This is a genomic window from Streptomyces sp. NPDC002463 (assembly GCF_042889835.1).
Lineage (GTDB): Bacteria > Actinomycetota > Actinomycetes > Streptomycetales > Streptomycetaceae > Streptomyces > Streptomyces nymphaeiformis.
In genome coordinates this window covers 147,032-167,494 of record NZ_JBIARL010000014.1, presented here as the reverse complement: position 1 = coordinate 167,494, position 20,463 = coordinate 147,032, and the positions used below count along the sequence as shown (strand labels likewise).

Here is a 20,463-nt window from a genome sequence, read left to right as displayed (position 1 = left end):
GCCGGGCAACCCGCGGGGGCCGTCCGGCGTCCCTCCCCCGGGGATCACCGACGGGGGGACTCATTCATGCGCAGGCCACGCTGGTGGGCGGAGCTGTCCCTGATCGCCGTCGTGTACGCGGCCTACTCGTGCGGGCGGCTCCTGGTGAAGGGCGACGAGGCCTCGGCCGTGGCGCACGGGCTCGCGATCCTGCGGTTCGAGGAGGGCCTCGGGATCGACGCCGAGCACCCGCTGAACCGGCTGTTCACGGACGTCCCCGCGCTCGGGGTCCCGGCGGACTTCGCGTACGCCTCGCTGCACTACCTCGTGACCCCGGCGGTCCTGGTCTGGCTCTTCCGCCGCCGCCCCGCGCACTACCGCGCCGCCCGCACCTGGCTGATGGTCTCCACCCTGCTCGGCCTCGTCGGGTTCACGCTCCTGCCGACCTGCCCGCCCCGACTGCTCGACGCGGCCCACGGCTTCACGGACACGATGGCGCACTTCGCCTCGTACGGCTGGTGGGGCGGCGAGGCCAGCGCGCCGCGCGGGCTCGGCGGTCTGACGAACCAGTACGCGGCGATGCCCAGCCTGCACGTCGGCTGGGCGCTGTGGTGCGGGGTGATGCTGTGGCGGTACGGGCGGACGCCGCTCACGAAGACCCTCGGGGTGGCGTATCCGCTGGTCACCGCCCTTGTGGTGATGGGCACCGCGAACCACTACTTCCTTGACGCGGTCGCCGGGGTCGCGGTGATGGGCGCCGGTCTGCTCCTCGCCCCGCACGTGCTGCGGCTCGCCGACCGGATCCGCGGAAGGGCGGAAGCTCCCCCGGTTGTCAGTGGCGGATGCGAGACTTCCACGGGTGAGCGCATCCCCGGACAGCGGTCTGTCCGTACCACCGCAGACGACACGTCGAAAGCTGCTCGCTGAGCTGCGTGGACCGGGTGTCGTGCCGCGTCCGCTGGACGCCCGTGCCCTCGCGGCGCTCGCGGCCAATCCCGGCTGCAAGCGGCGGGCCATCCTCGACGGCGCCGGGGTCGACAAGTCGGCCCTCGCCGCGAAGCTCGGCTCGCCGGCGCCGTTCGGCCAGTCTCAGTTCGCGATAGTCCGGGGCAACTCCTTCGAGGCGAAGGTCAAGGCCGACGGCGGCCGTGAACTGCTGCGCCTGATCGGCGTCGAGGAGCCGGGCGAGGTGTCCGTGCCCGATCTGGCGGCGGCCGGTCCCGAGGGCCGCGTGGCACGCACGGCGCTCGCACTCCGGGAGGCGACCGAGGCCGGGGCCTGGGCGCTGCTCGACCATCCGCTGCTCGCCCTGGAGGTCGCCGGCTCGCCCGTCCACCTGGAGCCGGACGCGGTGGTCGTGCACCCCGACGGCGGGTGGACGGTCGTGGAGATCAAGTCGTTCCCGATGATCGACGGTTCGGCCGACGCGGCGAAGGTGGGCGCCGCCGCCCGTCAGGCCGCCGTGTACGTGCTGGCCCTGGAGGGGATCGCGGCCCGTACGGAGGGCGCGCGGGTCGCGCAGTCGGTGCTCCTGGTCTGCCCGAAGGACTTCTCGAACGTGCCGGCGGCTTCGGTGGTCGACGTGCGCAAGCAGCGGTCGGTGACCCGGCGTCAGCTGGCCCGGCTGACCCGGATCGACGAGATCGCGCGGGCCCTGCCGGAGGGCGTCAGTTTCGACGTGGTCGAGCGGACGGCGGAGGAGCTGACGGCGGCCGTGGAGTGCGTCCCCCACCAGTACGCGCCCGAGTGCCTGGCCGCCTGCGAGCTGGCCTTCCACTGCCGGTCGCGCTCCCGGGAGGCGGGCGCGGTGGAGACCCTGGGCCGTTCGGTACGGGGTGAGCTGGGCGGCCTGACGACGGTCGGCGCGGTCCTGGCGGCTGCGCGCGGCGAGGAGGGCGACCCGGAGGACCCGGCGGTGGCGGCGCTGCGCAGGGCGCGGGCGTTGCGCGAGGAGGCACTGGCGTCGGCGCCCGCCCGCGCCCCTCGGGAGGTCGTCGAATGCCCCTGCTGAACCCTCGCTTCCGCGCCGCGCCCCGGGAGGCCCTGGCATGTCGCTGATCTCCACGCTGGCCCGGATGGAGGCCGTCGAGTCGGGCCGGGCGCAGCCGCTCGCGACCGTCCGGCACCGGCGCCTGTCCGCGCGCCCGCTGGTCCTCGTCCCCCTGACGACGGCCGGCGAGGCGGGCGCCCCGCTGGGCGCGCTCGTCGGCACCGACCCCGAGGAGCCGAGGCTCCTGGTGGTGCCGCAGCCCCGGGACCGTGACCTGCGCTTCGCGTTCCTCGCCGACCTGGCCGAGGAGATCCTGCCGTACGTCGACGCGTACACGGGCGTCGTCGAGGCGGCCGAGAAGAGCGAGGTCGACCCGGAGACCGGCAAGAAGGTGAAGGTCGAGGTCGAGCTGTGCGCCGACGCGCCGCAGCTGATCGTGCCGAGCCGGGCGGGCGTCGAGTACGTACGGCTGCTCGGGCGGTCCACGCGGTTCCGGCGGACGGCCGAGCAGGACCCGGAGACGCCGTTCCCCGCGCCGCCGCGCGTACCGCTGCTCGGACGCTGGCTGACGCACTTCGGCGAGCGGGCCCGGGTGCCCGGCTCCTCGCTGCTCCTCTCCGCGACCGACCTGCTCAACCGGCACTGGGCGACCGGCCAGTCCTCCCTGGAGGACCAGCACCTGGGCGCGCTGCTCGCCTGGATCGACCCGTACGACGGGGAGCCGGGCGCGGAGGGCGCGCTGCGGGCCGAGCTGGGCCGGGACTCCCAGGGCCGGCTGCTGTGCCCGCCGGCCGGCCCGGCGACCGATCCGGCCTTCGACAACAAGCTCCTCGCGCCCGCGATCGAGCGGTACGACCGGGCCCGGCAGGCGCTCGGCGCCGCCGAGGACGGCGAGGCGGCCGACACGGGCCTCGCCGAACTGCACGCGGCCGAGCGGGAGCTGCGCCGCCTCGTCGTCTCCCAGCTGAAGCCCACGTGGGACGCGGTCTGGCGGGCGATCGGGCTGCTGCGGGAGCTGCCGGAGGGCGCCAGGGTCGAGGACCGCTGGACCCGCGACCGCTGGTCCTTCACCGCCCACCGGGACCGCGTCGCGGCCGGCGAGCCGCCGCAGCCGCGCCGGGACGACGCCGTCACGGCCGCCCAGAAGCTCGCCGCCCGCGAGCAGGCGCAGGGCCAGCTGGAGGCGCAGGAGGCCCTCGACGACCCGCTGGTCCTGGCGGGGCGGCGGCTCGCGGGCGAGGCGTTCACGGCCGAGGTGGTCGAGGTGACGATGGCGTGGACGGAGTCGAAGCGGCCCGCGCCGCGCCCGCTCGTCGCGGTCCGCACGGACGACCGGCCGCACCTGGGCGAGAAGGTGAAGGTGTACCGCTCGCTCGAAGGCAAGCCGCAGACGGCGGAGTTCGTCCGGTACGAGGAGGACGGCTCGCTGCTCCTCCGCGTCCTGGACCGGATGGGACGGTCCAAGGAGCCGGCGGAGGGCTCGGTGCCGGAGAAGGGCGAGCGGATCGCCTGGACGCTGTTCGAGCACGACCAGCGGGTCGGCCCGAAGCTGCCGGACCCGGAGGAGACGCCGTGGACGCACGGCGGCCCGCCGCGCGCGGACGCCGTGGAACTGCCGGATGCCGTGACACCGGAGGACGTCCTTTGACCGTGTTCGACTTCGTGACCCCTGAGGACGTGCAGTGACCGCGTTCGACCCCGCCGTCTTCGACCCGTCCGCCGAGGCGGCTCGGGCGACCTCCGACATCCTGGCGGACACCCTGCACGGCACCGCGCGCGGCGTCGTCGTGAACTCCCCGCCGGGCGCCGGAAAGTCGACGCTCGTGGTGCGGGCCGCCCTCGAACTGGCCGATGCCGGACGGCCCCTGATGGTGGTCGCCCAGACGAACGCGCAGGTGGACGACCTGGTGCTGCGGCTCGCCGAGAAGGAGCCCGACCTGGAGGTCGGCCGGCTGCACTCCAGCGACTCCGACCCGTACGACAAGGCGCTCGACGACCTGGCCAACGTACGGAAGTCGGCGAAGGCGGGCGAGCTGACCGGGCTGCCGGTCGTGCTGTCCACGGCCGCCAAGTGGGGGCACGTGAAGAACGTCGAGCCGTGGGCGCACGCGATCGTCGACGAGGCGTACCAGATGCGCTCGGACGCGCTGCTCGCGGTGGCGGGCCTCTTCGAGCGGGCGCTGTTCGTCGGCGACCCGGGGCAGCTGGACCCGTTCTCGGTGGTGGGCGCGGAGCAGTGGGCGGGCCTGTCGTACGACCCGTCGGCGTCCGCCGTCTCCACCCTCCTGGCCCACAACCCGGAGCTGCCGCAGCACCGCCTCCCGGTCTCCTGGCGGCTGCCCGCCTCGGCGGCGCCGCTGGTGTCGGACGCCTTCTACCCGTACACGCCGTTCCGCAGCGGCACGGGCCACGGCGACCGGAAGCTGTCCTTCGGCGTCGCCTCGGACGGCTCGGCCCGGGACCGGGTCCTCGACGAGGCCGCCGAGTCCGGCTGGGGCCTGCTCGAACTCCCGGCCCGGCACACTCCGCGCACCGATCCCGAGGCGGTCGGTGCGATCGCCCTGGTGGTGCGCCGGCTCCTGGACCGGGGCGGTTCGGCGGTCTCGGAGCGCTCGGAGACCCCGGTGCCGCTCACCCCGGACCGGATCGCCGTCGGCACCGCGCACCGCGACCAGGCGGCGGCGGTCCGGGCGGCGCTCGCGGACCTCGGGGTGACGGGCGTGACGGTGGACACCGCGAACCGGCTCCAGGGCCGCGAGTACGACGTGACGGTCGTCCTCCACCCGCTCTCCGGCCGCCCGGACGCGACGGCCTTCCACCTGGAGACGGGCCGCCTGTGCGTCCTGGCCTCCCGGCACCGGCACGCGTGCATCGTGGTGTGCCGCGCGGGCGTGGCGGAGCTCCTCGACGAGCACCCGTCGACGGACCCGGTGCAGCTGGGCGTCGCGGTCTCGTTCCCGGACGGCTGGGAGGCGAACCACGCGGTCCTCTCCCACCTGGAGGAACACCGGGTGACCTGGACGCCGTGAACCCGGGCCGAAACCGGGGCCCGGAAGGACGCGGGGGCGTACGGGGGGACATCTCGCGCTCTTGCGGGGCGCGGGACAATGGAAGACGGCCCGGGATTCCGGGCCGTGTCTGTGCGAGGAGGAGAAGAACGATGGCGGAACCCGCGGAACGGAGCACACAGCGGCGGCTCCGGCCGGCACCGCTGATCTTCGAGCCTGCCGAGGCGACCGCCGATCCGGAGCACTTCTTCGACCTGGAGTCGATAGAGGATCCCCGCGAGCTGCTGTCCCGGGCGACGGAGCTGACGCTCGCGTTCCGGGCGGCGACGGACCGGGCGACGGAGTTCCAGGCGATCGCGGCCGCGCAGCTCGCGGATCCGCGCCGGTTCGACCGGCTGACGGCGGCGGACGTCGCCGAGCGGGCCCAGTGGACCGAGGACTACGCCCGGAAGATGATCGAGTTCGGCCAGGGCCTGATCCGGACGAACGGACAGCCGACGGAGGACTGAGAGCGGGGCGCGCGTCAGCCCGGTGCGGGGGGCGTAGGCGCGCCCGGCTGGTTCGGAGGCGTACGCATGCGCCCGTAGGCGCGTCCGGTTGGCTCGGAGGCGTACGTCTGACCGAAAAACCACCCCTGGCATATGCCGAGGGGGCACGATACTCCTCCGCCACCCCTCCTGTCCGGGATTCCGGGAACCCTCGGCAATCGGGGAATCACGCCCGGTAGACCTGGGTCCATGACGACCTGGCTGCGCGAAGAGACCCCGCACGACATCTTCCGGTTCCTCCGGGAGGGCGACGAGGGACGGCACCAGACGGCCCGCGTGACCGCCGACGGGGCCGCCTGGCTCGCCTCGGCCGCCGGGGGCCGCGACGGCGCCGCGCTGACCCGCTGGGAGTCCCGGCCGGCCTCCCCGGCGGCGCTGCCCTGCGGGACGGTCTTCGACGTCGTCAACGTGGACCCGGTCTTCGGGCGCCGGATGCTGGACCGGCTGTGGGAGGAGGGGCCGGGCTCGGGGCCCGTCGCGATGCACCGGGGCCGGATGATGCTGTTCGCCGCGCCCGGGACGGCCCAGCGGCTGCCGGCGCTGCTCGACTGGGAGGAGTGGGGGGAGGCGGTCCCCCGGCTGCTCTGTCACGGGCTCGGGGACGCGGTGACCGTGCCGCCGCTGGTTCCGTCCGATTCCGCCGGGCCCCGCTGGCTGGTGGCTCCCGACTCCCGGCACCCGTGGCTGCCGGGCCCCGAGGTCGTGCTCTGGGCCTGTGTGCGGGCCGTCCGGGCGGCCTCCGCCGCCGACGTGCGGGTATCGATTTTTCCTCCCGCCGATCCGGGTGCTAATGTCTACGACGTCAGCAGGCGCCGCTAGCTCAGTTGGTTAGAGCAGCTGACTCTTAATCAGCGGGTCCGGGGTTCGAGTCCCTGGCGGCGCACAGACAGAGAAGGCCCCTTCACTTCGGTGAGGGGGCCTTCTTCGCGTTCCCGACGGTCACGCGGGCCCGGGAGGCGTGATCTTCACCGTCCAGACGCCCGCCTCGGTGCGGTCCGTCACCTCGATCCGCACCCCGCTCCCGGGCACGGTCATCGTCTCGCCCTCCTCCAGGGGGGCGTCCGCGAGCGGCGGGTAGACGGAGCGCTCCACGCACGCCTGGGTGTCCGGGTGCGCGTCCACGACCTCGACCGGGCCCTCGCCGGAGGCCGCGTCGTTGCGGACCCGGTAGACGAGCACGCCCTCGGCGCAGGTGTCGGCGTCGTTCCCGGCGCTGCTCCGGGCCTCGATCGCCAGAACGCTGTCGGGTCCGGTGCGGACGACGGCGAGCCGGGTGCCGAGGGTGCCGCCCGCCGCGGGCGGGGTGTCGGTCGGTTCCAGGCTGACCAGGCGGGAGCCGGTGCCCTGGACGCAGGCGACCTGGGCGCTGGAGAGCCAGCCGAGCTTCCACTTGTGCCAGCCGAAGAGGTCCGGGGCGAGCCCGAACTGGCTGCCCATGACGTCCCAGTCCCCCACATGGGTGTCCCAGTCGCCCTTGCCGTCCACGGGCCGACGGTAGAGGTCGGGCAGGTCGAAGACGTGGCCGGTCTCGTGGGCCAGGACGTTGCGGTCGGGCGGGTGCCGTTCGAAGACGGTGACGACGCGCTTGATCTCGGTGCCGTCGGCCTCCAGCGGGCGGTCCAGGTTGACGACCTTGGTCGCGTCGGAGTCCACGCCGGGCGCGTCCGGGTCGGCGACCAGGTAGACGATGTCGTACCGGGAGAAGTCGACGTCCTTGTCGGCGGCGGCGATCGCGTCGCGGAGGTAGGCGGCCCGCTTCCCGGCGTCCCAGTCCCGCCGTATGTCGTACGCCTCCGACGCGTGCGGCATCGGGGTCCAGGCCGATCGGGCGTGCGGGCGCAGGGTGAAGCGTCCGTAGGAGGCGCGGTCGAAGAACTCGCTGGTGGCGGGGAAGTGGTCGGCGGCGAGCTCGGCCGGTTCGGTGAGCGGCGCGGAGTCCGGGAAGGACAGGAAGATCATGACCGCGTCGAGGGTCCGGTTCGGCCGCGTATAGGCGCCGTTCCAGGTGTCGAGGCCGAGCGAGTGGTGGGCCGCGGTACGGGGCAGGGCGCAGGGACTCGCCGAGGACGCGCCGACGGCGGGGCCCGCGACGAGCCCGGTGGCGGCCAGGGCGGCGAGCGAGGTGAAGGCCGCCGCGCCGGCACGCAGCCGCGGGCGTTCCACTCCCCCGGGTGGCTGCTGAGCCCTCACGTGGACCTCCGGATCGGGAATGCGGGACACCCCACCCACCTTGTGACGTTTCGAGGTGTTTCGCATGTTTCCGCTGCCCCGGTCGGGTGAGGGCGCGCCACGGGGTCGACGCGACACGAGCGCGCTTCAGCTCACGGAAAGTCACATTCGGTCATGCCCTCGACGACCCGTGTCAGACCCGCGCAGAAACGATCGGGCAGGGGCGTCCGGTGGGCGGCCTCACAGCGCCCGGGCCCCCTCGGGGACCCCTCGGAGCTGGAACGCTCCCCCGGCTGGCTCTATGATCGGCTCACTCTTCCTTGGCCGACCATCCCGACCACATGTGACCGGCCCGACTGCACGGGAGCGAGCGGTGAGCGGAACCCCCGAAGGACCGGTGCACCCAGAGCCGGCGGAGACACACGCGGCCGAGCCCGCACTCACGGAGCGTCACCTCGCGCGACGGGCGGCCGAACTCCGCGATTGCCGTGCCGCCTTCCGGGTCGCCCAGCTCGCGATGGCCGTCGTCGACGAGGACGGTGTCGTCGTCGTCGCGAACGACTCCTTCGGTACCCTCCTCGGCACCGATCCCGCCGCGCTCGAGGAGCAGGCGGCGGCCGACCTCGTCGACCTTGCCTCCGACGCCCGCACCTGGCACGCGTACCGCGAGGTGCTCGGCGGCGGCCGCTCCCGCTTCCGCTGCACCCGCCGCCTCAAGCACGCCGACGGGCGCTCGCTGTGGGCCGAGGTCACCGTCGCGCCCGTGCCCGACAGCCGGCGCGTCCTGCTGTCGATCGCGGACATCAGCGACCGGCGCGAGCTGCACGCGCGGCTGCGCCACCTCAAGATGCACGACCCGGTGACCCGGCTGCCCAACCGCGCGCTGTTCTTCGAGCGCCTCTCGGCGGCCCTGGAGGCCGCGGCCCAGGGCGCCGCCCCCGACGCACCTCAGTCATACGGATCGCACCAGTCATACGAGTCGTACGGCTATGGCAGAACAGGGCGGATCGGTCTCTGCTACCTGGACCTCGACGGCTTCAAGGCGGTCAACGACACCCTCGGCCACCGGGTCGGCGACCGGCTCCTGGCCGCCGTCGCCACGCGCCTCACGGAGTGCGCGGACAGCGACGGCTACACCCGCAACGGCGGCCACCTCGTGGCCCGGCTCGGCGGCGACGAGTTCGCGATCCTGGTCGAGGACTCCACCGGCACCGAGCAACTGGCGGACCTGGCGCGCTCGGTGCTCGACGCGCTCCAGCTCCCCTTCGACCTGGGCGGCCAGCGGCTCTCGGTCTCCGCCTCGATCGGCGTGGTCGAGCGCGTCGGGCTCGGGACGACGGCGACCGCCCTGATGCAGGCCGCCGACACCACGCTGTACTGGGCGAAGGCGGACGGCAAGGCTCGCTGGACGCTCTTCGACCCCGAACGCAACGCCCACCGGATGACCCGGCAGTCCCTCTCCTCCACCCTGCGGCCGGCCGTGGAGCGCGGGGAGTTCGCCCTGGAGTACCAGCCGCTGGTGGATCTGGCCGACGGGGCGGTGCGCGGGGTGGAGGCGCTGGTGCGTTGGAACCACCCGCAGTTCGGCTCGCTCGCGCCGAATCGGTTCATCGGCATCGCCGAGGAGGACGGCTCCATCGTGGAGCTGGGCCGCTGGGTCCTCAACACCGCGTGCCGGCAGGCCCGGCAGTGGCAGAAGGACCATCCGCGCGAGCGCCCGATCTTCGTCAGCGTCAACGTGGCGGTCCGTCAGGTCTGGGACTCCGACCTGGTCGCGGACGTCGCCGGCATCCTCGCCGAGACCGGTCTCGCGCCGCACCTGCTCCAGCTGGAGCTGACCGAGTCCGCGGTGATGGGCTCGAACGGCCGGCCGCTCCAGGCGCTCCAGGCGCTGAGCGACATGGGGGTGCGGATCGCGATCGACGACTTCGGCACCGGCTACTCGAACCTCGCCTATCTGAGCCGACTGCCGGTCTCCGTGCTCAAGCTGGACGGCTCCTTCGTCCGCGGCTTCCAGGACGAGGAGCACGCCAACCCGGCGGACGAGCTGATCGTCGAGGCGCTCGTGCACCTCGCGCACCGGCTCGGCCTGACGGTGACCGCCGAGTGCGTCGAGACGGCCGGGCAGGCCAGCCGGCTGCGGCGGATCGGCTGCGACACCGGGCAGGGCTGGCTGTACTCGCGGGCGGTGACCCCGGACCGCATCGCGGAGCTGATCGGCACGGAGCCGCTGCCCGTCTAGACGGGGAGCCGCTGCCCGTGTCGGAGCGGACCCGCTTCCCGCGTCGGAGGCATGGAACTGCCCCCGGCCGGAGGGACATTCCGGGCGGGGGCAGTGGTCATGAGGGTTTCAGCGGAGGGTCAGCAGGCGCCGAGGTCCTGCCAGACGCCCCAGTCGCCGGTGCTGCCGGGCGTCTCGTTCTGCGTCCACCACTTGGCCTTCCAGTTGTGGCCGTTGTAGGAGACGGTCGTGCCGCCGGTGTAGACCTGGCCGGCCACATAGGCCGGGGCGGTGCAGCCGGTGGGCGGCGTCGTCGGCGGGGTGGTGGGCGGCGTGGTGGTCGGCGGGGTCGTGGGCTCCGTCGTCGGCGGGGTCGTGGGCGGGGTGGTCGGGGTCGTCGGGGTCGTCGGGGACGAGCCGACCGCCGTCACGATGTCCTTGAAGAGCGTCGCGTTGGCGTCGAGGCCGAGGAGCGAGTACATCATCGCGCCGGCGAGACCGCGCTGGTGGGCGTAGTCGGCGCGGGCCTGGATGGTGCGCTTGTCCAGACCGGTGAAGAACTCGCCGTCCTTGTAGAAGTACGCGGACTTGGCCTGGTCGTCCCAGAAGGTGGTGGCCGCGTTGTCGACGATGCCGCCGAGCTCCTTGTAGTACGCGATGCCGGCCGCCTGGCTCAGCGGACGGGCGCCGGAGCCGCCGGTCGCCGTCTGCGCGAGGCCGTTGGTGGTCCCGGCCGGGACGCCCTTCCAGCCGCGGTAGTAGAACTCGTAGCCGAGGGTCAGCTTGTTCGCCGGGAAGCCGCCGGTGATGCCGTAGGCGGGCTTGCCGTCGATCCAGGAGTCGATCGCGTTGTCGATCGAGTACTTCTCGGTGCCCGGCTTGATGACGTCGGTCGGGTCGTTCGTGCCGGAGTACAGCGGGGACTGGTGGTACGTCGGCCCGTCGCCGTCCCAGGCGCCGTGCATGTCGTACGTCATGATGTTCGCGTAGTCGAGGTACGCGCCGATCTTGTCCGTCTCGATGTTCTTGATCTTGTCCTGGCCGGCCGGGAGCGCCGCGGTCAGGAGGTACTTCTTGCCGCCGTGGGCCGCGCCGTACTCGTCGAGCTGCTTGCGGAACTCGGCGAGGAGGAGCGTGAAGTTCTGCTTGTCCTCGGGGGCGTAGTGGTTGCCGAGGTGGCCGTCGGCCGAGCCGGGGTACTCCCAGTCGATGTCGATGCCGTCGAAGATGCCGGCGGCGGAGCCGGCGCCGCCGAAGCCGCCCTCGACGGGCAGGTCGCCCTGGATGTACTGCTTGACGCAGGAGGCGACGAACTTCTTGCGGCTCGCGTCGGTCTTGGCCGCGTCCGAGAAGTACTTGGAGTAGCTCCAGCCGCCGATCGAGATGTTGATCTTCAGCTTGGGGTGCTTCGCCTTCAGTTCCTTGAACTGGTTGAAGACGCCCACGATCGGCTGGTCCCACTTGTCGGCGACGCCGTCGACGCTGTCCGCCGCGGAGAAGGACTTCTGGTAGTCGGCGTACGAGTCGCCGGCGCCGTCGCCCGCGTTGGGGTTGTTGTCGTCGCCCGCGGCCTTGTTGGCCTCGAAACAGGTGAGGTCGGTGGGGTGGATGTTGCCGAACGAGTAGTTGATGACGTCCAGGTTCGCCGCGATCCCCCGCTCGTCGAGGTGCTTCGGGTAGAAGGCGTTCCCGTAGACGCTCCACTGGTCGTAGTACGCGATTTTCACGCCGCCCGTGGAGGCGGTGGTGCCGGTCTCGGCAGCCTGGGCGGAGCCGAGTCCGGCCGTGGCGGCGAGGGCGCCGGCGGCGAGGGCCGAGCTGAGAAGCGCGGCGATCAAGGGCTTACGGGGGTGCACGTGCTGCCTCCGAGTGGGGGTGGCGGTACGGAAGTTGGAGCAGTGATATCCGCCTCGTGAACAGCGCGTCAATGGTCTGAACCAGATTGAGGACTAGACCAATTCGATGATGAAAGCCCTTGTCAGAGCCGTGAAGCACAAAACAGAACCGCCCGCCACCATCGGTGACGAGCGGTTTAAGGTTCACTTAGGGCTGCGCCGCGGTTCGTTCGAAGGTGAACCAACAGCCAGGGAATTTCAGCTTCCCCCGCACCGGTGCCCTACGCGTCGACGTCCTCCGGCAGCTCGTACGCGTCCGCGATCAGCTCGTAGCTCCGCACCCGCTCCGCGCCGCCGTGCCCGTTGGCCGTGATCATCAGCTCGTCCGCGCCCGTCCGCTTCCGGAGGCCGTCCAGGCCGTCGCGCACCTCGTCCGGCGTGCCGTGGACGACGTTCGCGAGCCAGCCGTCCACGAACTCCCGCTCGGCCGGGCTGAATCCGTACGCCTCCGCCTCCTCCGGCGTCGGCACCAGGCCCGGCCGGCCGGTGCGCAGTCGCAGCATCGCCAGCGCGCCGGCGAGGACCTGGCGGCGGGCCTCGGCCGCCTCCTCGGCGGCGAACGCCGAGACGCCGATCATCGCGTACGGCGCGTCGAGGACCTCCGAGGGCCGGAAGGAGTCCCGGTAGAGGTCGAGCGCCGGGATGGTGTTCCTGGCCGAGAAGTGATGGGCGAAGGCGAAGGGCAGCCCGAGCAGCCCCGCGAGGCGGGCGCTGAAGCCGGAGGATCCGAGCAGCCAGACCGGCGGGCGCCCCTTGGGGCCCTGCACCGGCCCCGGCACGGCGTGGATCCGGGCGTACGGGTGCCCGTCCGGGAAGTCGTCGTCCAGGAACCGGGTCAGCTCGGCGAGCTGCTCGGGGAAGTCGTCGGCACCCTCGTTGAGGGTGCCGGTGCGGCGCAGGGCGGCGGCGGTGGCGCCGTCGGTGCCGGGCGCGCGGCCGAGGCCGAGGTCGATCCGGCCCGGGGCGAGGGCCTCCAGGGTGCCGAACTGCTCGGCCACGACGAGCGGGGCGTGGTTGGGCAGCATGACGCCGCCCGAGCCGAGGCGGATGCGGCGGGTGTGCGCGGCGAGGTGGGCGAGGATCACGGCCGGTGAGGAGGAGGCGACCCCGGGCATGGAGTGGTGTTCGGCCACCCAGTGGCGGTGGAAGCCGCGGCGCTCGGCGAGCCGGCTGAGCTCGACGCTGGTGGCGAGCGCCTGGGTCGCGGTCCGCCCGCTGCCGACCGTCACCAGGTCCAGTACGGACAGCGGTACGGGCGCGGTGCCCCGCGCCTCTCCTCGAATAGCGTCGGACACCGTCGGGACCCTCCTCGGCACGCGTGCAGATACATCAGAGCGACAACAGGAGGATCCCTCCGCTTATTCCGGCGGAAAATTTCCCCCCTCCGCCGGTGGCCGGAGAACGACGTCGGCGCGGGCGCGCACGGCCCTGACCTGAGCCTCTGCGCACCACTCATGACGTGGGCATATGCCAGGGTGGCGCGTCGCAGCCCAGAGGCCCGATGCCGCGCATCATTCTCGCCAACAGCCGCCCCGTGAACGGCCCTTGGCGGTTATCGTGGTACGAAAGCTTGCGGTCACAACCTGGTAGGGGGAAACCGTGGCGCTGAAGCCCGAGCCCACCGCGCCGTTCCACTCGGTGCAATACGCCCTGCGCGTCCTCGAGACGGTCTCGCGGCACGGTGGCGGAGTGACAGACGTCCAGATCGCGCGCGAGACCGGCCTGCCCGTCGCCCACCTGTCCTCGCTCCTCCTCATGCTCCGCCGCGAGGGGTACGTCGAGCAGGTCGCCGACGGCGCGTACGTGATCGGGGACTCCCTCGTCCTCCTCGGCTCCGGCCTGACCCGCCGCGAAGCCCTGGAGGCCAAGCTCCAGGAGACCCTGACCGAGCTCCGCGACTCCGTCGGGGCCGCGGTCTACATCAGCCGGTACATCGACGGCGAGGTGAAGATCACCCAGTTCGCCGACGGTCCTCGCACGCCCAAGGTCAACGAGTGGGTGGACTTCCGCTCGGCGGCGCACGCCAGCGCGGTCGGCAAGTGCCTGCTCACGCAGCTCGACCAGAACGGCCGCCGGGACCACCTCTCCCGGCACAAGATCGCCCGGCTGACCTCCCGGACGATCACCAGCGAGCGGATCCTGTTCTCGAAGCTCGACAGCCAGCCGGCGACCGTCCCCGTGCTCGACCTCCAGGAGTACGCGGTGGGCACGGTCTGCGCCGCCGTCCCGCTGACGGCGGGCTCCGCCGTGGGCTGCCTGGCGCTGTCCCTGCCGATCGAGCACGCCCACCGGCTGCGCGCGGCGGCCGACACGCTCAACCGCAGGGCCGCGCCCGTGGTGCTCTCGCTGGCGATCTGAGGCGGCGACCGGAGCCGCTCCCGGCCCTGGTCCCGAGGGTGGTCACGAGCACCCCTCGGGACCAGGTAGTATTTTCTCTGTCAGCAGGCGCCGCTAGCTCAGTTGGTTAGAGCAGCTGACTCTTAATCAGCGGGTCCGGGGTTCGAGTCCCTGGCGGCGCACAGACAGGGTAGGCCCCCTCACCTCGGTGAGGGGGCCTACTCGTATGCCCGGAGGTCACGCCCTCAGGTACGTCAGGACGGCCAGGACCCGGCGGTGGGTGTCCTCGGCCGGCGGCAGGTCCAGCTTCGCCAGGATGTTGCCGATGTGCTTGCCAACGGCGGCCTCGGTCACGACCAGGCGGCGGGCGATCGCCCCGTTGGAATGGCCCTCCGCGACCAGGCCCAGGACCTCGCGCTCGCGCGGGGTCAGCGCCTCCAGCGGGTCCCGGTGCCGGCGGAGCAGCTGGCGTACGACCTCCGGGTCGACGACCGTGCCGCCGTCCGCGACCCGGGCCAGGGCGTCCGCGAACTCCTCCACCTGCCCGACCCGGTCCTTCAGGAGGTAGCCGACGCCGGTGCCGTCGCCCGCGTCGAGGAGGTCGGCCGCGTAGCTGCGCTGCACGTACTGGCTGAGGACGAGGACCGGCAGGGCGGGCCGCTCGGCGCGGAGCGCGACCGCCGCGCGCAGACCCTCGTCCTGGAAGCCGGGCGGCATCCGGACGTCGGTCACGACGACGTCCGGATCGTGGGCGGCGACCGCCTCGCGCAGCGCGTCGGCGTCGCCGACGGCGGCGACGACCTCGTGGCCGAAGCGGGCCAGGAGCCCGATCAGTCCCTCGCGGAGGAGGACGCTGTCCTCGGCGAGGACGACGCGGAGCTTGCGGACAGTGCGGGACACGGGATCTCCACTCGCAGGAGGGTCGGCCCGCCCGGCGGGCTCATGATCGTCAGTGTGCCATCGAGGACGGCGATCCGGTCGGCGAGTCCGGTGAGGCCGGAGCCCCGGGCCGGGTCGGCGCCTCCGTGCCCGTCGTCCTCGACGTCGAGCCGCAGGGCGCCGCCGGTGTGCCGGGCGGTGATCCGGGCCCGGCGGGCACCGCTGTGCTTGCCGATGTTGGCGAGGGCCTCGCAGCCGGCGAAGTACCCGGCGCTCTCGACGCTCGCCGGCAGCCGGGGCAGCGCGTCGACGTCGGTGTCGACGGGGACGGCGGAGCGGTCGGCGGCGTCGGCGAGCGCCGGGCCGAGCCCGTAGTCGGCGAGGACCTGGGGGTGGATTCCGTGGATCAGCTCGCGCAGCTCGGTCAGGACTCGGCCGGCCTCCGCGTGGGCCTTCGCCAGCTGCTCGGCGAGCGGCCCGCCCGGCGGGGCGTCGAGGCGGGCTAGGCCCAGGGTCATGGTGAGGGCGACCAGGCGCTGCTGGGCCCCGTCGTGGAGGTCGCGCTCGATCCGGCGCCGCTCGGCCTCGAAGGCGTCGACGAGCCGGGCGCGGGAGGCGATGACCTCGCCGATCGCACCCTGCCGCTCGGTCTCGCGCGGGGTGAGCAGGGCGCGGGCGAGGGCGGCGCGGGCTCCGGCGACGGCGGCGAGGGGGTAGGCGAGGGCCACGAGGAGGACGGCGCCGACGAGGGCGGCGCCGAAGGCCTCGGGATAGGAGGTGACCAGGTACGCCTTGACGACCTTGGTCTCGTAGCCGTCCGCGGCCAGCCGGAACGGCGCGGAGAGGAGGGCGGCGGGCAGACCGACGCCGACGGCGAGGGCGAGGAGGTCGAGCGGCCACAGGACGGTGGCGAGCAGCAGGGCGTACGCGAGCTCCCGCCAGGTGGCCTGCTCCCCCGCCCGCGTCCGGAGCCACGCGGCCAGGCCGGGCGCGGTGGGCATGCGGTGCGGGTCGGGCGCGGGGTCCAGGTCGACGAGGCGGAGCCGCAGGCGCTCGACCCGGCCGAGGACGAGCCCGGAGAGGAGGAGCAGCGGCAGCCCGACGAGGACGAGCGAGAACAGCCCGAGCACCACGAGCACGGCACAGGCGAGGGCCCCGGCGACGGCTCCCCCGGCCAGGTACCCGGCGGACCGCCAGGGCCAGGAGCTGCGCGGATACCGGGACCGGACGAGTGCCTGCCAGGGGGTACGGGGTTCCATACCGCCCCACGGTAGGGCCGGGGCGTGGGGCGGGACCATGGCCCTGGAGGGCGTACGGAGGGTGGGGCGGGCCCTACCCGCGCCGGGTCGGGAGCGGTGGGGCGGGCCTCGCCTCCGAGCAGGGTCAGGGGTCCGGGCTGAGCGACCCCTGGTCGTACGCCTCGGGGCGCCCGTGCCGGATGTAGTGGGCACGGAGGGTGTCGCGCGCCTCCTCGGTCAGGGGCTCGTAGGGGGCGTCGGGGGCGGGTCGCCACCAGACGGGGTCCGGGCCGTGGAACGAGGCCCGGCGCAGGGCGACCCGGTGGATCTTGTTGGTGGCGGTCAGCGGGAGTTCGGGCAGGACCCGGACGAAGCGCGGCGGCATCTTCGTACCCAGGTCCGGCTGGGCGGCGAGGAAGCCGGCGAAGGCGGACGGATCGAAGGCGGCCCCCTCGCGCAGGGCGAGCGCCGCCATGACCTGGTCGCCCGCCACCGGATCGGGTATCGCGTACACGGCGACGCCGGCGGCCCGGTCCCAGCGGGCCAGGATGTGTTCGATCATCGCGGCGGCGAGGTTCTCGCTGTCGACCCGCAGCCGGTCGTCCGTACGGCCCGCGAAGTAGAGGAAGCCGTCCGCGTCCCGGTAGAAGAGGTCGCCCGTCCAGTACCAGCCGCCGCGCAGCCGGGCCGCCTCCGCCTCCGGGTTGCGCCAGTACCCCTCGAAGGGCGAGCGGCCGCGGTTGACGAGCTCGCCGACGGCCTCGGAGGCGTTGAGGAGCCGTCCGGCGGGTGAGAAGCGGGCCGGTGCGCAGACCTCGCCCGTCTCGGAGTCGATCACCGCCAGGTCGTCGCCCGGTGCCGCCCGGCCGATCGCGCCCGGCGGCGTGTCCGGGGTCCGCTGGATCGCCGCGCCGCCCTCGGAGGAGCCGTACCCCTCCACGAGCGGGACCCCGAAGCGCTCCCGGAAGCGGGCCGCGTCCACGGCCCCCGCCTCCGTGCCGAAGCCGAGCCGCAGCGCGTGCGCGCGGTCGTCGGGTCCTGGCGGGGTGGCGAGCAGGTACTGGACGGCCCGGCCCACGTAGGTGAAGTAGGTGGCGCCGAAGCGGCGTACGTCGGGGAGGAAGCGGGAGGCGGAGAAGCGGGCCCGCAGCGCGACCCCGGCACCGGCGGCGAGGGCGGGCGCCCAGTCGGCGATCACGGCGTTGCCGTGGAACATCGGCATGCAGATGTAGTGGACGTCGTCCCGGCCGACCCCGAAGTACGAGACGAGCGAGGCTCCGGCGGCCGCGAGCCGCCCCTGGCTGCAGAGGGCGGCCTTCGGCGCGCCCGTCGAACCGGAGGTGAAGGAGAGCAGGAAGCGGCTGTCGGGGCGTACGGGACCGAGGGTGGCGTCTCCCGGCCGGGCGTCCCCGTAGGGGGCGAGGAGCTCCCGGTAGGCCGAGGTGTCGGTCACCAGGATCCGTACGCCCGGCAGCGCGAGGCCGTCGAGGAGCGGCAGGTGGGCGCGCTGGGTGACGAGGACCCGGCAGGCGGTGTGCCGGATGTCCCGGGCGAGTTCGGCGCCGCGCCGGGTGGGGTTGATCCCGGCGACGGCGGCCCCCGCGAGGGCCGCCGCGCTGAGCCAGAGCGGGTACTCCGGCGTGTTGTCGAGCAGGATGCCGAGGTGTGGCTCACCCCCCGGCACGGGTGGCATCAGGTCCACGAGCAGAGCGGCCCGCGCGGCGGCGCCGGCGGCGACCTGGTGGTGGGTGAGGGTGTGGTGCTCGTCCCTCAGGCCGGTCCGGTGGTCGCCCCATTGGCGCCGTACGAGCTCCGCGACGGTGTCCGCGCTCCTCATGGGCCGGACTTTAACTGACGCTCAGTCAGAACTGAACGGCCGGGGACGAATCGTCAGAACGAGACGTCCGAGCAGGCGTAGAAGGCGTTCGTGGTGTCCGCGACCGTCCACACCGCCAGGATCAGGTGGCGGCCCGTCTTGCCCGCCGGGATCGTCCCGGAGTGCGTGAGCGTCGACGGCGGCTGCTGGTTGTTGTAGGGGATGGTCAGGAACGGCTGGGGGTCGAGGTCGGCCCGGGTCAGGACCTTGGTCCCGGTCCAGCCGTTCTTGGTGATGTAGTAGCGGAAGTCCGTGGTGGCGTGGCGGGCGGTGAACTGCCACCTGAAGCTGTAGCTCTGCCCGGCCACGAGCTTCGTCGTGGGCCAGGCGCCGCCGCGGGGGTCGTCGAGCTGCGAGAAGCGGGAGTTCCCGCCGGCGCAGATCTTCCCGTCCGCGGGCCCCGCGGCCGGGAAGCCCTTGAGCCCCTCGACCGACTGCGGCTCCCACTGGATGTCGCCGCAGTTGGTCACGGTGCGGTTGGCGCAGAGCTTCTGACGGCTGATCGGCGCGTCGGTGTAGCCGTGGCTGCCGGCGGTGCCGGTGGCGAGGACGGTGGCGCCGGCGATGCCGAGCGCCACCACCGCCGCCCCGAGTGCCTTGTTGCGCATGCTGTCGCTCCTGGAGAACGTGGGGAGTTCCGTGGGGCCGTGCGCGCGCGTACGGGTGGTGCATGGGGACTGCTTTTGGTCTGGACCAAGTATCAAGGTAGGGACGGAAGTTGAAGCTGTCCATCCCCTCAGGCACCCTCGACCGGCCCCGTCCTGCCCGTGTAGAACGCCACCGTCAGGTCCTTGACCAGCGCCTTGCGCTCGTAGTCGTCCAGCTCCACCAGACCACGACTGGTCAGCCGGTGGACCACGTCGTCGACCGCGTCCACGACCGAGGTGAGGACGCTGTCCCGGTGCTTCGCGTCGATCGCCGCGATCCGTCGGCGCTGCATCGCCGCGGCGACCTCGGGGGCGTACTCGATGCGGGTCGGCTGCGCGGAGAACACGTCCACGCCGACGGGGGCGCACTCCGCCGAGAGCATCCGCGTCAGGGCCTCGCCGACGGCCTCCGCGTCACGCAGCGTCGGGGCGTCCTCGTGGAACGCGTCCGCCGGAAGCTGCGAAAGCACGCGGGCCATCGCCGCCTCCACCTGCTCCCGCAGGTAGTCCTCGTGCCCGTCGACCCCGAGCGCGGCCCGGACCGTGTCCCGCACCCGCCAGACGACCAGGACGGTCACGTCGAGCGCGGTGCCCTTCGCGTCCACCGCCGACAGCGGCTCACTGCGCCAGTGCCGCAGCCGGACGTCCACCCGGCGGCGGAGCAGCAGCGGACTCACCCACACCAGGCCGGTACGGCGGACCGTGCCGCGGTAGTCGCCGAACAGGCTCAGCACCCAGGCGTACCCGACGCGGCCGCGACCGAGACCGCCCAGCGCGAACAGCGCGGCCACGACACCCAGTGCGAGCAGGGCCCACCGCCCGAGATCGATGCCGTTGTACGGGCGCGCCGGCAGCCGCAGCATCCGCGCGGCCTCGGCGGGCACCGCCCCGACCCACCACACGACCCCGGCGCACCAGGCGATCGCCAGCGCCCCGGCGACCACCCCGACCCAGCCGGGCAACACGGGTCCGGGCCGCTCGACGAGCACGGGGTCGGCGGTGGGGGCGGGCCGAGACGTGGCCTGCGACGTGGACTTGCCCTGGGGCCGGGGCCGGGGCTTGTCCTTGGGCCGGGCTTCGGCCGGGGCGGCCCGGACCTTCGACGGGGCCGGGATGGCGGGCCTGCGGTCCGCCGCCGGCGGGGTCGGCGCGGCCATGGCGATCGTGTCGGGCCCCCCGTCGTCGCCCACGGGGACGACGGCCTCCGGCTGGTCCCGGAAGAGCAGGTGCACCGGGATGGACCCGGTGGTCTCGGTCCCGATCACGTTCTTCCGCCGCGCGACCCGAACGACGGCGGCGACGGGCATGGCGACGGCACTGACGCGCGCGCCGCGGATCCGCGCGAAGTCGAGCGCGTCGGCGGGGGCGGGGGCAGCCGCCTCCGGTGCGGGGCCTGCCGCCCCACCGGAAACGGAACTGCCGGGGCGCCCGGCACCCGTATCGGAAACCGGGACGACAGCCCCCGCCCCGGAACCAGCCCCAACAGACCCCGCACCAGGGGCGGAACCCGCCGAGGGACCCCGTCCGACCGGGGCGCCAGGCCCCTCACCGAGGGCGGCCCCCGCCGAAGGACCGGGCCCGGCCGGGGCGACAGCCCCCGCACCAGGCGCGGAACCCGCCCGGACGGCAGGCCCCGCGCCGGAGGCGGACCCCGCCGAAGGGGCACGTTCCGCCGG

The 20,463-nt window shown here is 73.5% G+C and carries 16 protein-coding genes and 2 tRNA genes; 10 read left to right on the top strand and 8 right to left on the bottom strand.

Features of this window, described 5'->3' with window-relative positions; translation table 11 throughout:
- The first annotated feature begins 66 nt into the window (after positions 1-66).
- The 7 genes from ACFYX3_RS27345 (at position 67) to ACFYX3_RS27315 (ending at position 6,408) form a co-directional block, all read left to right on the top strand.
- The gene (locus ACFYX3_RS27345; protein ID WP_389018446.1) at positions 67-906 is read left to right on the top strand and encodes a phosphatase PAP2 family protein; all 840 of its coding nucleotides are present in this window, start codon (positions 67-69) and stop codon (positions 904-906) included.
- Positions 839-1,990, top strand: coding sequence for a hypothetical protein (locus ACFYX3_RS27340; RefSeq protein WP_389018443.1), 1,152 nt, complete (start codon positions 839-841; stop codon positions 1,988-1,990). The genes ACFYX3_RS27345 and ACFYX3_RS27340 overlap by 68 nt, the downstream gene beginning before the upstream one ends.
- A gap of 37 nt (positions 1,991-2,027) precedes the next feature.
- The gene (locus ACFYX3_RS27335; RefSeq protein ID WP_389018440.1) at positions 2,028-3,617 is read left to right on the top strand and encodes a hypothetical protein; all 1,590 of its coding nucleotides are present in this window, start codon (positions 2,028-2,030) and stop codon (positions 3,615-3,617) included.
- A gap of 34 nt (positions 3,618-3,651) precedes the next feature.
- Positions 3,652-4,998, top strand: coding sequence for an AAA domain-containing protein (locus tag ACFYX3_RS27330; protein ID WP_376584439.1), 1,347 nt, complete (start codon positions 3,652-3,654; stop codon positions 4,996-4,998).
- A 131-nt stretch (positions 4,999-5,129) separates the two neighbouring features.
- On the top strand, positions 5,130-5,486 hold the full coding sequence (locus tag ACFYX3_RS27325) for a hypothetical protein (protein ID WP_382658756.1): 357 nt from the start codon (positions 5,130-5,132) through the stop codon (positions 5,484-5,486).
- Between the two features lie 228 nt (positions 5,487-5,714).
- A complete protein-coding gene (locus ACFYX3_RS27320; protein WP_389018435.1) occupies positions 5,715-6,344 on the top strand; it encodes a hypothetical protein in 630 nt (209 codons plus the stop codon).
- Positions 6,335-6,408: transfer RNA gene (locus ACFYX3_RS27315), tRNA-Lys, on the top strand. Before ACFYX3_RS27320 ends, ACFYX3_RS27315 begins: the two co-directional genes overlap by 10 nt.
- A gap of 56 nt (positions 6,409-6,464) precedes the next feature.
- Here the strand turns inward: ACFYX3_RS27315 and ACFYX3_RS27310 are convergent.
- Positions 6,465-7,715 carry a M6 family metalloprotease domain-containing protein gene (locus ACFYX3_RS27310; protein ID WP_389018680.1) on the bottom strand — a complete coding sequence of 417 codons (1,251 nt, stop codon included), beginning with the start codon at positions 7,713-7,715 and terminating at the stop codon, positions 6,465-6,467.
- Positions 7,716-8,067: 352 nt separating this feature from the next.
- Between ACFYX3_RS27310 and ACFYX3_RS27305 the strand changes: the two genes are divergently transcribed.
- A complete protein-coding gene (locus ACFYX3_RS27305; protein ID WP_382658761.1) occupies positions 8,068-9,936 on the top strand; it encodes a putative bifunctional diguanylate cyclase/phosphodiesterase in 1,869 nt (622 codons plus the stop codon).
- A 119-nt stretch (positions 9,937-10,055) separates the two neighbouring features.
- Here the strand turns inward: ACFYX3_RS27305 and ACFYX3_RS27300 are convergent, their stop codons facing one another.
- Together ACFYX3_RS27300 and ACFYX3_RS27295 are read right to left on the bottom strand one after the other, a co-directional pair.
- Positions 10,056-11,771 carry a glycosyl hydrolase family 18 protein gene (locus ACFYX3_RS27300; RefSeq protein WP_389018431.1) on the bottom strand — a complete coding sequence of 572 codons (1,716 nt, stop codon included), beginning with the start codon at positions 11,769-11,771 and terminating at the stop codon, positions 10,056-10,058.
- Positions 11,772-12,031: 260 nt separating this feature from the next.
- Positions 12,032-13,105 carry an LLM class flavin-dependent oxidoreductase gene (locus ACFYX3_RS27295; protein WP_389018428.1) on the bottom strand — a complete coding sequence of 358 codons (1,074 nt, stop codon included), beginning with the start codon at positions 13,103-13,105 and terminating at the stop codon, positions 12,032-12,034.
- Positions 13,106-13,409: 304 nt separating this feature from the next.
- Between ACFYX3_RS27295 and ACFYX3_RS27290 the strand changes: the two genes are divergently transcribed.
- Together ACFYX3_RS27290 and ACFYX3_RS27285 are read left to right on the top strand one after the other, a co-directional pair.
- Positions 13,410-14,168 carry an IclR family transcriptional regulator gene (locus ACFYX3_RS27290; RefSeq protein ID WP_017237127.1) on the top strand — a complete coding sequence of 253 codons (759 nt, stop codon included), beginning with the start codon at positions 13,410-13,412 and terminating at the stop codon, positions 14,166-14,168.
- Positions 14,169-14,255: 87 nt separating this feature from the next.
- A tRNA-Lys gene (locus tag ACFYX3_RS27285) sits at positions 14,256-14,329 on the top strand.
- A gap of 55 nt (positions 14,330-14,384) precedes the next feature.
- On the opposite strand, the gene ACFYX3_RS27280 is transcribed toward ACFYX3_RS27285, so the two are convergent.
- The 5 genes from ACFYX3_RS27280 to ACFYX3_RS27260 form a co-directional block, all read right to left on the bottom strand.
- The gene (locus ACFYX3_RS27280; RefSeq protein ID WP_376584448.1) at positions 14,385-15,047 is read right to left on the bottom strand and encodes a response regulator; all 663 of its coding nucleotides are present in this window, start codon (positions 15,045-15,047) and stop codon (positions 14,385-14,387) included.
- Complete coding sequence (locus ACFYX3_RS27275) at positions 14,978-16,285, bottom strand: sensor histidine kinase (protein WP_389018424.1); 1,308 nt, start codon at positions 16,283-16,285, stop codon at positions 14,978-14,980. Before ACFYX3_RS27275 ends, ACFYX3_RS27280 begins: the two co-directional genes overlap by 70 nt.
- Positions 16,286-16,409: 124 nt before the next feature.
- The gene (locus ACFYX3_RS27270; RefSeq protein WP_389018421.1) at positions 16,410-18,101 is read right to left on the bottom strand and encodes an AMP-binding protein; all 1,692 of its coding nucleotides are present in this window, start codon (positions 18,099-18,101) and stop codon (positions 16,410-16,412) included.
- Between the two features lie 53 nt (positions 18,102-18,154).
- Positions 18,155-18,748: a lytic polysaccharide monooxygenase gene (locus ACFYX3_RS27265; RefSeq protein WP_389018418.1), complete on the bottom strand. Its 594-nt coding sequence runs from the start codon at positions 18,746-18,748 to the stop codon at positions 18,155-18,157.
- 128 nt (positions 18,749-18,876) lie between these two features.
- Positions 18,877-20,094, bottom strand: a complete 1,218-nt coding sequence (locus ACFYX3_RS27260; RefSeq protein ID WP_389018415.1) for an SPFH domain-containing protein — start codon at positions 20,092-20,094, stop codon at positions 18,877-18,879.
- Positions 20,095-20,463: the final 369 nt, after the last annotated feature.

Coding starts and splice junctions, on each gene's coding strand:
- ACFYX3_RS27345 (WP_389018446.1), top strand. CDS start 67: ATGCGCAGGCCACGCTGGTGGGCGGAGCTGTCCCTGATCGCCGTCGTG.
- ACFYX3_RS27335 (WP_389018440.1), top strand. CDS start 2,028: ATGTCGCTGATCTCCACGCTGGCCCGGATGGAGGCCGTCGAGTCGGGC.
- ACFYX3_RS27325 (WP_382658756.1), top strand. CDS start 5,130: ATGGCGGAACCCGCGGAACGGAGCACACAGCGGCGGCTCCGGCCGGCA.
- ACFYX3_RS27320 (WP_389018435.1), top strand. CDS start 5,715: ATGACGACCTGGCTGCGCGAAGAGACCCCGCACGACATCTTCCGGTTC.
- ACFYX3_RS27275 (WP_389018424.1), bottom strand. CDS start 16,285: ATGGAACCCCGTACCCCCTGGCAGGCACTCGTCCGGTCCCGGTATCCG.
- ACFYX3_RS27270 (WP_389018421.1), bottom strand. CDS start 18,101: ATGAGGAGCGCGGACACCGTCGCGGAGCTCGTACGGCGCCAATGGGGC.
- ACFYX3_RS27265 (WP_389018418.1), bottom strand. CDS start 18,748: ATGCGCAACAAGGCACTCGGGGCGGCGGTGGTGGCGCTCGGCATCGCC.
- ACFYX3_RS27260 (WP_389018415.1), bottom strand. CDS start 20,094: ATGCCCGTCGCCGCCGTCGTTCGGGTCGCGCGGCGGAAGAACGTGATC.